Origin of the sequence: Kocuria sp. UBA5001, assembly GCF_002398425.1 — a bacterium.
GTDB lineage: Bacteria > Actinomycetota > Actinomycetes > Actinomycetales > Micrococcaceae > Kocuria > Kocuria salsicia.
Genome location: NZ_DGYR01000021.1, coordinates 176564 through 188931 on the forward strand (window position 1 = coordinate 176564; position 12368 = coordinate 188931).

Consider the following 12368-nt stretch of genomic DNA (forward strand, 5'->3'; position numbering starts at 1 on the left):
CCCGTGGGCTGGGGCGTGTGGGCCGTGGAGCTGCGACCCCTCACCGGACGGGTGTGAGCCCGGGTGCGCACGCTGCTCGAACCACCCGTTGACGAGGACCGCCGGACCTACCTGGCCGTGATGCCCTCGACCACCCCGGCGGGGCTGATCGGGCAGGTGCTGCGCTCGCGTCCCGGGCTGACCCTGGGGGCCGCGGTCCTCGCGGTCACCCACCAGCTCGGTGAGGTGCTCGTGCCCGTGGTCGTGGGCCGCGCGCTCGACGGGCCCCTGGCCAGCGGCGACCTGCGCGGCACCGTGCTGGTCGTGGTGCTGCTCGCGCTCGTCTTCGTGCTGCTCAGCTTCTCGTACCGCATCGGGGCCCGCATGGGTCACGCCGCCACGAGCTATGTGGAGCACGAGCTGCGCATGCGCGTGACGGACACCCTCACCCGACCAGAGGGCCTGGGCGGGCGCCGTCGCACCCCCGGGACCTGATGACCGTGGCCGGTGCGGCCGTCACGGCGTTCGTCACGGACCGCCTGACCGCCCCGCTCGCCGCGCGCCAGCACCGGGCCCAGGAGACCGCGGGTGCCACGGCCGACGCCGCCGTGGACCACCTCACCGGTCTGCGGGTCATCACGGGGCTGGGAGCGGGCCCCGAGGCGGTCTCCCGCTACCGTGCCGCGGCGGTCGCTGCGCCGAGCTGTGGTCCGCCTCGCACACGGACGATACCGGGGCATGCTGACTCCTCCCCGGGGCCCGGCACGTTCAGGCCAGGACCTGGCCGTTCCGTGCTCTCGTGGTGGGGCGTGCCCCGGTCCTGGCATGGTGGGAACCGGCCACGTCACCACCCGGGAGCAGCCCGGGCCCCGCAGACCACCCCGGAGGTGCCCCATGAGACCCACGGCAGCCACGACCACTGGCACCGACAGCGCCTCCGGGGGTGGCGTGCCCGTCCCGTCCGGGCAGTCTGCGGTGGCCCGGGCGCTCGCGGCTCTGCTGCCCGACGGCGCGGTGGTGGTGGCGGCCACCGAGGACGTCGCGGGGGACCTGCGCCCCGGCGAGGGGGAGTCGCTCGCCCGGGCCGTGCCGTCGCGGATCGCGGAGTTCGCCACGGGGCGGTCGTGCGCGCACCAGGCACTGGATCTGCTGGGCGTGCCCACCGCGACGATCGGACGGGGCGGGCGCGGCGAGCCCCTGTGGCCGGCCGGTGTGGTGGGCAGCATCACCCACTGCGAGGGGCTGCGGGCGGCCGCGGTGGCCCGGGCGGGCGACGTCGCCGGCCTGGGGATCGACGCCGAACCCCACCTCCCGCTGCCCGAGGACGTCGTGGACCTCACGCTGACACGGCCCGAGCGGCATCGGCTGGTGGAGCTTCACCGCACGGCCCCGGACGTGGCGTGGACGCGCGTGGTCTTCAGCCTCAAGGAGGCCGTCTACAAGCTCTGGTACCCGTTGCGCCACGAGTGGCTCGGCTTCGAGGAGGTGGACACCGTGGTGCACCCGGACGGCACGTTCGCCGTGGCGCTGCCGCGCCCGCTGAGCGTCGGAGGTGAACAGATGATGACAGTGCGGGGGCGCTGGGCCCTCACGGGCGGATTCGTGCTGACGGCGGCGGCGCTGGGCCGTTCCAAGCAGTAACAGCGTCCTGGGGACAGTGCCCCGTCAGCGGAACTCGGGAAGGCGCATCATGCCCTCCTGCACCGTGGTGGCGATCATGGTGCCGTTGCGCGTGAACATCTTGCCGATGGACAGCCCTCGCGCCGACGACGCGCTGGGGGAGGTCTGCGTGTAGAGGATCCACTCGTCGGCCCGTGCGAAGCGGTGCCACCACATGGCGTGGTCCAGGGAGGCGACGTTCATGCCCCGGTCTCCCCAGGACCGGCCGTGGCGGCGCAGGATGGGTTCCATCATCGTGTAGTCGGACACGTAGGCCAGCGCCGCGCGGTGGATCGCGGGATCGTCCGGCAGGGGGGAGAGCGCCTTGATCCACACGGCGTTGTACGAGTCCTGGGCACCCTGCCACGGGAGGAAGAGCGGCTGCGTGATGTAGCGCATGTCGAAGGGGCGCTCGAAGGCCTGGGCGCGGGCCTCAGGGATGTCCAGCGCCCCGAGGGTCTCACGCAGGGCCGGCAGCGACTCCGGGTCCGGGACGCCCTCGGGCATCTCGTCCTGGTGCTCCAGGCCCTCGGCGGGCTCCTGGAAGGACGCGATCACCGAGAGGATGGTCTTGCCCTCCTGGTAGGCGTGGATCCGGCGGGCGGAGAAGGAGCGGCCGTCCCGCACCCGCTCCACCCCGAAGGTGATGGGCACCTCGATGTCCCCGCCCCGCAGGAAGTACGCGTGCAGGGAGTGGACGGCCCGGCCCGGGTCCACGGTGCGCATGGCGGCCATCGCGGCCTGGGCGAGCACCTGCCCGCCGTACACCCGTGCCCGGGGGGTGGTGATCGTGTGGCCCACGAAGATGTCCTCCGTGGTCCGGGCGCCACCGCCGTCTGCGAGGTCGAGCATCCGGATCAGCGCGGCCACGGGTTCCTGGGTGGGATCGACAGTCATGGCCCCACTCTAAACTGGCTGACGAATGTGGTCTGATAGAACCATGACCTCGCTCAACATCCCCATCCAGATGCGCTTCTTCGACCAGGACCAGTACGGCCACATCAACAACGTGACCATGCTGCGCTACTTCGAGGACGCCCGCGTGCGACTGACCGCCTCGCCCATCGGCAAGGACCCGGACCACGGCATCCCCGAGGACACCACGTTCCGGGGGGCCGTGGGGGAGCTGCGCACCGTCGTCGCCCATCAGAGCGTGGACTACAAGGAGCAGCTGTTCTTCCGCATGGATCCTGTGTGCGTGCGCACGTGGATCTCCCGCATCGGCGGCTCGTCCTTCACCATCTCCTACAGCCTGCAGGAGGAGGACGGTTCGCACGTCTACGCACAGGGCGAGTCCGTGATCGTGGTCATGGACCCGGAGACGGGCAAGAGCGTCAAGCTCTCGGAGGACCACAAAGCGCTGCTCGCCTCGCTCGAGGACGACGTCGAACTCGACCACGCACGATGAGCACCCCCCACGAGAACCCCGCCGAGGGCTTCGCGCTGCTGGACCAGCGCGACGCCGCGGACCTCGCCACGTACGTTAGCCGGGCCCGTTCCGTGGATCCCCAGGCCGCCGTGCGGCTGCAGGGCATGGACCGCGTGCTCGCCGTGTGGGTCTCCGTGATCCACCCCGCGGGCCTGCTCGACACCGCCCCGGTGGTCCTCGGGCTGCGCACCATGGCCCTCGCGGAGTCCTCGGGCCTGGACACCACGGTTGCTGCCTCGGCCATCACCGACCGCCTTGCGCGCGTGAGCACGCAGGCGGTTCCCGCGGGCGACGACGCCGTGTGGCTCAGTGCCCCACCGCAGCAGGTCAACGCGCCGTGGGCCGGGATCGTCGCACCGCGCACGGGTTGGAGCGCACTGGGGACGGTGGCCGCGCACCACGTGCGGGACGTTGCCCGCCGTGGCGTGCAGGCCGTCTCGGACGCCGTCCCCGCGGACTCGGGTGCCGCGATCGTGCAGAAGGTCCGCTCGCGGGTGTGGGGTGCCTCCTCCGGGTGGGGTCCACTCGACGGCCCGGAGATCCCGGACGGCGCCGCGTTCGCCCTGGACGTCCTCGGCTTCATCCCGTCCCCGGACTCAGACGTCCACGTGGCCGCGGAGCAGACCGGGCAGTGGCTGCGCCTGAGCACCGCCGCGGGCCACGTGCTGGTCAAGCTGCCGCGCTGATGCGGCTCGGCCCCACCACCGCGTCCGACGGCGCGGGGCTCACCCGTGCGCCGTCGGCAGAACCGGGAGCTCCAGCGGTGTTGCGGCCGTCGGAACCACCCGCACCGCCGGGAGCCGCGCCCGCATCTACGGGGCTCAGCCCGGCCGGTTCACCATCGCGTGGGCGGCCCGCTCGAAGTAGTCCCACATGATGCCGTCGTGCAGCGGGGAGAGCTGCACGGCGTCCATGGCCGCGCGCATGTGCGCCAGCCACGTCTCGCGCGCCCAGGTGTCCACGGGGAACGGCGCGTGGCGCATCCGCAGCCGGGGGTGCCCGCGCTGCTCGGAGTACGTGGTGGGCCCGCCCCAGTACTGCTCCAGGAACAACCGCAGCCGCTCCTCAGCCGGACCCAGGTCCTCCTCCGGGTACAGCGCCTTGAAGTCCGGGTCCTCTGCCACGCGCGCGTAGAACTCGTGCGTGAGCTTCACGAACGTCTCGTGCCCGCCCACCTGCGCGTAGAACGAGTCCGACGACGCCGCCTCGGCGGCCTCCCGCGCGTCCCCCACCTGCTGCGGGGGCTGCGCCACGGACCCGCCCGCCGAGCGGGAGCCCACGGCCCCGAGGGTGAACGTGCGGCGCCCAGCGGGGGCAGCGGCCTCGGCGGACAGGTGTTCCGGATTGGCGGCGTCGCTCACCGGGCGGCTCCCTCACCATCGGAGGAGGACTCGCTCAGGGCCGCGGCGTCGATCCGCTGCGCGCGGACCGCGCGGCGTGCCGAGTCCTGGCGTTCGAGCACTATCCGCCGCAGCCCGCTCAGCTCGGGGTCGAGGGCGTCCAGGAAGCGCTGGGCCCCGTCCACGACCTCCTGGGAGTAGGCGCGGGGGAACAGCCCCACCGCGATCTGCTGGGCGATCTCGTGCGTGCGTTCGCGCCACACCCCGGTGACCTCCTGGAAGTACCGGTCCGCGTAGGGGGCCACCAGGGCGTCGTCGTGCCCGCGGAAGAAGCCCGCGATCGCCGCCTGCTGCTGGGAGTTGGGCAGGGCGCCCTGCTCCACCACGAGGCGCCAGGTGTTCGCCTTGGCCTCCGGCGTGGGGATCGCTGCGGACGCGGTCGCAGCCGCGATGGCACCCGTCTCGGTGTTGTCCTCGCGCAGGGCCGCCGCAATGTCGTCGGCGCCCTTGCGGCCGGCCGCCACGAGGGCGATCAGCACGGCCCAGCGGGTGTCGGTGTCCAGCTCCAGGCCCTCGGGGACGCCCTCGCCGCGGGAGAAGCCCGCCACACGCTCGATCTGGGCGTCCGTGCACGCCCGGCGCAGGAACGCGCGGAAGAACTGCCACTGGTGGTCGGAACCCGCCTCGGACTCCTCGACCAGGCGCCACAGGCTCTCCGCGGCGTCCTCCCGGACCTGCTGCGCGTGCTCGGGGGCGAGGTAGTGGTCCAGGGCGGTGTCCAGCTGGCGCAGCTGCACCTGCACGGTCGTGGAGTCCGTCTCGTGGCCCACGTTGGCGAGCACCAGGCGCACGTAGTCGCTCGCGGGGCTCACTCCGTCGTGCACGGAGTCCCAGGCCGCGGCCCACACGAGGGAGCGCGGCAGGGACTCGTCGAAGTCGCCCAGGTGGTTCATCGCGGTGGCCAGGGAGCACTCGTCCAGGCGGATCTTGGCGTAGGCGAGATCGTCGTCGTTGAGAAGCACGAGGTCCGGGCGCTCTCGGCCCACGAGGTCGGGGACCTGCGTGAGCTCGCCGTCCACGTCCAGTTCCACGCGCAGTGTGCGGCTCAGCCGGCCGGTGTCCTCGCGGTGGTCGTAGAAGCCCACAGCCACGCGGTGCGGGCGCAGCGTAGGGTGGCCCTCCTGGCCGATCTGCTCGATCGCGAAGGACGTGATGACCCCGTCCGCGTCCGCGGTCATTCGGGGGATCAGGGTGTTCACCCCGGCGGTCTCGAGCCAGCGCTCGGACCACCGCTTGAGGTCGCGACCGCTCGCCGCCTCCAGCTCCACCATGAGGTCGGAGAGCTCGGTGTTGGACCACGCGTGCTTGCCGAAGTAGCGGTTGAGCCCCGCCATGAACTCCTTCTGGCCCACCCACGCGACGAGCTGCTTGAGCACGGACGCGCCCTTGGCGTAGGTGATCCCGTCGAAGTTCACCAGGACGGCCTCGAGGTCCGGGATCTCTGCCTTGATGGGGTGCGTGGTGGGCAGCTGGTCCTGCGCGTAGCCCCAGGACTTCTCACCGGCGGCGAACGTGGTCCACGCGTTCGTGTACCTGGTGTTCTGCGCGCACGCGAGGGTGGACATGTACTCCGCGAATGACTCGTTGAGCCACAGGTCGTTCCACCAGCGCATCGTCACGAGGTCCCCGAACCACATGTGGGCCAGCTCGTGCAGAACGGTGATCGCGCGGCGCTCCACGAGGGCCTGGGCCGGCTTGGAGCGGAAGATGTAGGACTCCACGAAGGTCACGGCGCCCGCGTTCTCCATGGCGCCGGCGTTGAACTGGGGCACGAAGAGCTGGTCGTACTTCTCGAACGGGTAGGGCACGCCGAACTGCGACTCGTAGAACTCGAAGCCCTGCTTGGTGATCTCGAACATCTCGTCCGCGTCCATGTGCTCGAACAGGGAGCGGCGGGCGAACAGGCCGAGGTCCACGGTGCGGCCGTCCGCAGAGACCAGGCTGTCGGTGGTCTTCAGGTACGGTCCGGCGATCAGCGCGGTCACGTAGCAGGACATCACCGGCGTGGGGGAGAAGTCCCAGCGGGCCACCCCGCCGGAGACGGCCACGGGCTCGGGGGTGGGCTGGTTGGAGACCACCTGCCAGGTCTCCGGTGCGGTCACGGAGAACTCGAACGCGGCCTTGAGGTCCGGCTGCTCGAACACGGGGAACATGCGCCGCGTGTCCGCGACCTCGAACTGCGAGTAGAGGTAGACCTCGCCGTCCGCGGGGTCCACGAAGCGGTGCAGGCCCTCGCCGGTGTTCATGTAGAACATGGTGGACTCGACCACCAGTTCGTTGTGCTCCGCGAGGCCGGGGAGCTGGATGCGCTCGCCGTCGCTGACCTCCGCGGGGCCCAGGGACTCGCCGTTGAGGGTCACCGACTCCACGGAGGCCGTGACCGCGTCGATGAACGTCTCGGACCCGGGCTCGGCCGTGAACACCACGGTGGTGCGCGCCGGGAAGGTCTCCGCCCCCCGGGTGAGGTCCAGGGCCACGCGGTAGGACTCCACCGAGATGGTCCGCGCGCGTTGGGCGGCCTCCGCTCGGGTCAGATTGGTTCCGGGCACGACGGCGTTCCTCTCCTCGACGACACTTCCATGCCCACGCGGGGCATTGGGCCATTATGACAGTCGTCGCAAGACCCGAGGCCCACAGCGGTCGTGCAGCCCGGTGGCCCGGTGGCGCCGCGGCCGAGGGGCGACGGCGCAGGGTCCGGCCGCGGCGATAGGCTGGGCACGTCCTGTTTCCCGGTCCGCGTCCCGTCCGGCGCGGCGGGGGACGTCTGCGGGAAACCACCTAGGAGTTGCAGAAGACCCATGCGCGTGCACATCGCCACCGACCACGCCGGCCTCGAGCTGTCCCACTACCTCATGGAGCAGCTCACGGAGCGGGGCTACGAGCTGATCGACCACGGCCCCGAGGAGTACGACGCCGCAGACGACTACCCGGCGTTCTGCATCAGCGCGGCACTCGGTGTGCGCGAGGACCGCGAGAACGGTCTCGACTCCCTGGGCATCGTGCTCGGCGGCTCCGGCAACGGCGAGCAGATGGCCGCCAACAAGGTGGCCGGGATCCGCGCCGCCCTGGCCTGGAACCTGGACACCGCACGTCTGGCCCGGGAGCACAACAACGCGCAGGTGGTCTCCCTGGGCGGTCGCCAGCACGAGAAGGAGGAGGCGCTGCAGCTCGTCGTCGCGTTTTTGGAGGAGCCGTTCTCGGACGAAGAGCGCCACGTGCGCAGGATCGAGCAGCTCGCCGAGTACGAGCGCACCGGGGACATCGCAGGCAGGCTGTCCGCGATCACGCCCCGCCCGTTCACCCGCGGCTGAGGGCTCCCGCGTGCCCGAGGGACACTCGATCCACCGGCTCGCCCGCCAGCTCGGGGACCTCTTCGAAGGCCAGCAGCTGCGCGTGAGCAGCCCGCAGGGGCGTTTCGCCGCCGGTGCCGCGCTGGTCGACGGCCGCGTGCTCACGAGCGCCCGCGCCCACGGCAAGCACTTGTACCTGGACTTCACCGCGCCGGAGGAGCCGTCGGACGTGCTCGTGCTGCGCTCGCACCTCGGGATCTACGGGGCGTGGAGCTTCGCGGGGGACGAGACGTTCGCGGCGGCGTCGTCGATCGGCGCGCCGCGCCGCGTGGGGGAGCGGGAGACCGGCAGCGCGGAGGCGGACGCCGTGACCTACGACGACGCCGGACGGGTCGTTCCCGAGGCCCCGGTGGGTGCCGTGCGGGCCCGGCTCGTGGGAGAGCACGGCTGGGCGGACCTGCGCGGTCCCGCGCTGTGCACAGTGGAGACGCCGGAGGAGGCCCGGGCCGCCGAGGCGAAGCTCGGACCCGATCCGCTGGATCCTCAGGCGGACCCCGAGCCGTTCCTCGCGGCTGCCGGTCGCAGCAGGCGGGCAGTTGGCGTGCTGCTCATGGAGCAGAACGTGGTCTCCGGGATCGGCAACATCTTCCGCGCCGAGTCTCTCTTCCGCCGCGGGGTGGATCCCCTGCGACCCGGCAGCTCCCTGACGCGCGATGAGCTGCTGGGGCTGTGGGAGGAGAACGTGGCGCTCATGGCCGTGGGCGCGCGGGTGGGGCGGATCATCACCACGGACCTCGCGGACCGCCCGGGTGTGCCCGAGTCCGAGGCGTGGCCCGAGCACGCAAACTACGTCTACCACCGCCACGGCCAGGACTGCCTGCACTGCGGGGCGACCGTGCTCAAGCGGGACCTCAACGGCCGGGGCCTGTACTGGTGCCCCGTGTGCCAGGCCTGAGGTCCGCAGAAGCCAGCAGGGCGGCGTCGTCGGCGTGCTCTCGTCCCGGTGGTGACGCGTTCTTGGCCGACACGCGAAAAACCCCGCAACCGGTGGCTGCGGGGTTTCATTCGCAATGACGAGGGGGCGACGGGAATCGAACCCGCGTAGCCAGTTTGGAAGACTGGGGCTCTACCATTGAGCTACGCCCCCGGGAACGTTGAAGACAGTACACGAGCACCGTGGGCCGTGCCACCCGCGGCGCCCGGTCCGGGGCCGGATTTACGGGCTCGGGCGTTCGGCACGATAGACTGTCGTGTTGTCGGCCGCCCACGGGCGCGCCGACGCCCGGTCCGCGCGCCTCCAGCAGTGGTGCGCGCGGGAGGAATTCGCGTGCCCCGCACGCGGCCACGGGGTGTAGCGCAGTGGCTAGCGCGCCTGCTTTGGGAGCAGGAGATCGCAGGTTCGAGTCCTGTCACCCCGACGTCTGGGCGCAACGGCCCGTGCCGTGCAGCCCGTGGACCCACCGGACCGACCCCGGTCCGTTGCAGGCAGTCACCCTACGATCCCAGGAGTACAGCGGAAGTGAAGAGCGCCGTCGAAAAACTCAATCCCACCGAGGCGAAGATCACCATGGAGATCGCCTACGAGGATCTGAAGCCTTTCCTCCAGGAGACCTACAAGGAGCTGGGCAACCAGATCCAGATCCCCGGTTTCCGCAAGGGCAAGGTGCCCTCCAAGCTCATCGACCAGCGCGTGGGCTTCGACTTCGTCGTGGAGAACGCCCTGAACGAGGGCCTCAACTCCTTCTACCAGCAGGCGCTGGCCGAGAACGAGCTCACCCCGCTGTCGCAGCCGCAGGTCGAGGTCCTCTCCAAGCCGGAGCAGGACGATCGCGAGGCCGACACCAAGGTCGAGATCTCCGTGGCCATCCGCCCCGACATCGAGCTGCCCGACTACAAGGGCCTCGAGATCGAGGTCGAGGCGCGTGAGGCCACCGCCGAGGACGAGCAGAAGGCTCTCGACGAGCTGCGTGCCCGTTTCGGCACCCTGAAGTCCGTGGACCGCCCCGCCGCCGAGGGTGACCACGTGACCCTCGACCTGCAGGCGCTCGTGGATGGCGACGAGGTCGACGCCGCGAACGACCTCTCCTACGAGGTGGGCTCCGGCACCATGCTCGAGGGCATGGACGAGGCCGTCACGGGTCTCTCGGCCGGCGAGGACGCCACCTTCGAGACCACCCTGGCCGGTGGCGAGCACTCCGGCGAGCAGGCGACCGTGAAGGTCAAGGTCACCGCCGTCAAGGAGCGCGAGTTGCCCGAGGCCGACGACGAGTTCGCCCAGCTGGCCTCCGAGTTCGACACCATCGAGGAGCTCAAGGAGGACCTGAAGAAGCAGGCCGCCGAGTCCGCCGTGGTCGAGCAGGGCATCGAGGCCCGCGACAAGGTCCTCGACAAGCTCGTGGAGCTCATCGAGGTCCCCGTGCCCGAGAAGGTCGTCGAGGACCAGGTCGCCCAGCACTTCGACTCCGAGCAGGCCCAGGCCTCCGCGGAGCCCGGTCACGACACCGAGGAGCACCGCGCGGAGGTCCGCAAGAACGCCGAGACCGCGTTCCGCAACGAGATCATCCTGGACGCCGTGGCCGAGGCCGAAGAGGTCGGCGTGGAGCAGTCCGAGCTGATCGACTACATCATCAACATGTCCCAGCAGTACGGCATGGACCCGAACCAGTTCGCGCAGATGCTCGACGGTTCCGGCCAGGCCGGGATGATGGTGGGCGAGGTTCGCCGCCGCAAGGCCCTGGGAAAGGTTCTGGAGACCGCCACTGTGAAGGACTCCAACGGCGAGACCGTGGACCTGTCCTCTTTCGTGGGCACCGCCGACGACGCTGAGAACACCGAGGCCACCGAGGCCGAGTGATCCCACCCGCCGTGGTGCCAGGGAGACCTGGTGCGGCGGCCCACGAGACGCCACGGCACCCCGCACGCACGCGGGGTGGCCGTGGCGTTTCGCTGTCCGCGTGCCACCATGCGCCACCAGCGAACAGCCCGGACCACCGGGCCACAGGCCGCGGGGCGGCTACTACGCTTCTGAGACAGCAAGTGATCGTGGGTCCGGGCGTGCCGTTCGGGCAGCTCGGACCCGTCCAGAAGAAAGAGGGCATTCATGACCTCCACTCCCATTCAGCCGTACGGTGCCGCACCGGCCACTCCGCGCATGGAGGACATGGCACCGGGCGGTCAGGACGACTACGTCTACAACCGGCTCCTCAAGGAGCGCATCATCTGGCTGGGCTCCGAGGTGCGCGACACCAACGCGAACCTGATCTGCTCCCAGATGCTCCTGCTCTCGGCGGAGGACCCGGAGGCGGACATCTACCTCTACATCAACTCCCCGGGCGGCTCGGTGACCGCGGGCATGGCCATCTACGACACCATGCAGCTGATCCCGAACGACGTCGTCACCGTGGCCACCGGCCTCGCCGCATCCATGGGTCAGTTCCTGCTCTCCTCCGGGACCAAGGGCAAGCGCTACGCCACGCCCAACGCCCGGATCCTCATGCACCAGCCCTCGGGCGGCATGGGCGGCACCGCGTCGGACATTCGCGTGCAGGCGGAGCTGATCCTGTCCATGAAGCAGCGCCTCGCGGAGCTCACCGCCGAGCAGACCGGCCAGAGCCTCGAGACCATCCTGCGCGACAACGACCGCGACAACTGGTTCGACGCCCCGCGCGCCCTGGAGTACGGCTTCTTCGACCAGATCGCGCAGTCCGCCGGCAACGTGACCGGCGGCGGCGGGACCATGAAGGACTCGCAGTAGCCCGCTCCCGCGCTGCCACGAACCATCCACAGACTTTTCAGGACGGACCAATGAACCTGCCACACGCCACCGCACCGCAGCTGCCCAGCAGCCGCTACGTGATCCCCGACTTCGAGGAACGCACCCCGTACGGCTACCGCCGTCAGAACCCGTACACCAAGCTGTTCGAAGACCGCATCATCTTCCTGGGCGTTCAGGTGGACGACACCTCCGCGGACGACATCATGGCGCAGCTGCTCGTGCTCGAGTCCCAGGACCCGGACCGGGACATCACCATGTACATCAACTCCCCGGGCGGCTCGTTCACGGCCATGACGGCCATCTACGACACCATGCAGTACATCCGCCCGGAGATCCAGACCGTGTGCCTGGGCCAGGCGGCGTCCGCGGCCTCCGTGCTGCTTGCCGGCGGCACCCCGGGCAAGCGCCTCGCGCTGCCCAACGCCCGCGTGCTGATCCACCAGCCTGCCATGGAGGGCCAGGGCGGCGGCCAGGCCTCGGACATCGAGATCCAGGCCAACGAGATCATGCGCATGCGCACGTGGCTCGAGGAGACCATGGCGCTGCACACGAACAAGGACGTGCAGGAGATCAACCGCGACATCGAGCGCGACAAGATCCTCACGGCCAGGGAGGCCCAGGAGTACGGGATCATCGACCAGGTGCTCGGCTCCCGCAAGATCAACAAGCCCTCCACGGTCACCCAGGCCTGAGAGGCCCAGGGCCAGGACGCACCGCACGGTCAAGGCGCACCCGTCACGGGGCGTCGTGACCGTCATGCGTCCGTGGGGGATTGGGCGCGGCCGGAACGGCTCGCCTAGAGTGGTTCCAGCATCCGTCGAGACGAAGTGTGAGGC

12 protein-coding genes and 2 tRNA genes are annotated in these 12368 nt (G+C 70.6%); 10 read left to right on the forward strand and 4 right to left on the reverse strand.

What is annotated here, in order from left to right:
- Positions 1-63: 63 nt before the first annotated feature.
- Entirely contained in the window at positions 64-474 is a 411-nt protein-coding gene (locus B3G12_RS12060) for a hypothetical protein (protein WP_290500564.1), read from the forward strand.
- Positions 475-873: 399 nt separating this feature from the next.
- Entirely contained in the window at positions 874-1620 is a 747-nt protein-coding gene (locus tag B3G12_RS12065; RefSeq protein ID WP_144942569.1) for a 4'-phosphopantetheinyl transferase family protein, read from the forward strand.
- Between the two features lie 24 nt (positions 1621-1644).
- Here the strand turns inward: B3G12_RS12065 and B3G12_RS12070 are convergent, their stop codons facing one another.
- Positions 1645-2535, reverse strand: coding sequence for an acyl-CoA thioesterase (locus B3G12_RS12070; RefSeq protein ID WP_144942570.1), 891 nt, complete (start codon positions 2533-2535; stop codon positions 1645-1647).
- Between the two features lie 43 nt (positions 2536-2578).
- Here B3G12_RS12070 and B3G12_RS12075 point away from each other — a divergent pair, with 43 nt between their 5' ends.
- A complete protein-coding gene (locus B3G12_RS12075) occupies positions 2579-3046 on the forward strand; it encodes an acyl-CoA thioesterase (protein WP_144942571.1) in 468 nt (155 codons plus the stop codon).
- A complete protein-coding gene (locus B3G12_RS12080; protein ID WP_144942572.1) occupies positions 3043-3753 on the forward strand; it encodes a hypothetical protein in 711 nt (236 codons plus the stop codon). Before B3G12_RS12075 ends, B3G12_RS12080 begins: the two co-directional genes overlap by 4 nt.
- Before the next feature lie 135 nt (positions 3754-3888).
- On the opposite strand, the gene B3G12_RS12085 is transcribed toward B3G12_RS12080, so the two are convergent.
- Positions 3889-4299 (reverse strand): globin, encoded by a 411-nt coding sequence (locus B3G12_RS12085; protein WP_144942695.1) that lies wholly within the window; start codon positions 4297-4299, stop codon positions 3889-3891.
- Between the two features lie 125 nt (positions 4300-4424).
- Positions 4425-7016, reverse strand: coding sequence for an aminopeptidase N (gene pepN, locus B3G12_RS12090; RefSeq protein WP_144942573.1), 2592 nt, complete (start codon positions 7014-7016; stop codon positions 4425-4427).
- Between the two features lie 249 nt (positions 7017-7265).
- Here pepN and B3G12_RS12095 point away from each other — a divergent pair, with 249 nt between their 5' ends.
- Both B3G12_RS12095 and B3G12_RS12100 read left to right on the forward strand, forming a co-directional pair.
- Entirely contained in the window at positions 7266-7778 is a 513-nt protein-coding gene (locus B3G12_RS12095; protein ID WP_144942574.1) for a ribose-5-phosphate isomerase, read from the forward strand.
- 10 nt (positions 7779-7788) lie between these two features.
- Positions 7789-8712, forward strand: coding sequence for an Fpg/Nei family DNA glycosylase (locus B3G12_RS12100; protein WP_290500568.1), 924 nt, complete (start codon positions 7789-7791; stop codon positions 8710-8712).
- A 121-nt stretch (positions 8713-8833) separates the two neighbouring features.
- Here B3G12_RS12100 and B3G12_RS12105 read toward each other — a convergent pair.
- A tRNA-Gly gene (locus B3G12_RS12105) sits at positions 8834-8904 on the reverse strand.
- Positions 8905-9102: 198 nt separating this feature from the next.
- Between B3G12_RS12105 and B3G12_RS12110 the strand changes: the two genes are divergently transcribed.
- The 4 genes from B3G12_RS12110 to B3G12_RS12125 all read left to right on the forward strand — a co-directional run bounded on the left by B3G12_RS12110 (position 9103) and on the right by B3G12_RS12125 (position 12224).
- Positions 9103-9175, forward strand: a tRNA-Pro gene (locus B3G12_RS12110).
- Positions 9176-9276: 101 nt separating this feature from the next.
- Positions 9277-10611: a trigger factor gene (gene tig, locus B3G12_RS12115; RefSeq protein WP_186366656.1), complete on the forward strand. Its 1335-nt coding sequence runs from the start codon at positions 9277-9279 to the stop codon at positions 10609-10611.
- Positions 10612-10908: 297 nt separating this feature from the next.
- Positions 10909-11511, forward strand: coding sequence for an ATP-dependent Clp protease proteolytic subunit (locus B3G12_RS12120; RefSeq protein WP_186366686.1), 603 nt, complete (start codon positions 10909-10911; stop codon positions 11509-11511).
- Positions 11512-11561: 50 nt separating this feature from the next.
- Positions 11562-12224, forward strand: a complete 663-nt coding sequence (locus tag B3G12_RS12125; protein WP_290500571.1) for an ATP-dependent Clp protease proteolytic subunit — start codon at positions 11562-11564, stop codon at positions 12222-12224.
- Positions 12225-12368: the final 144 nt, after the last annotated feature.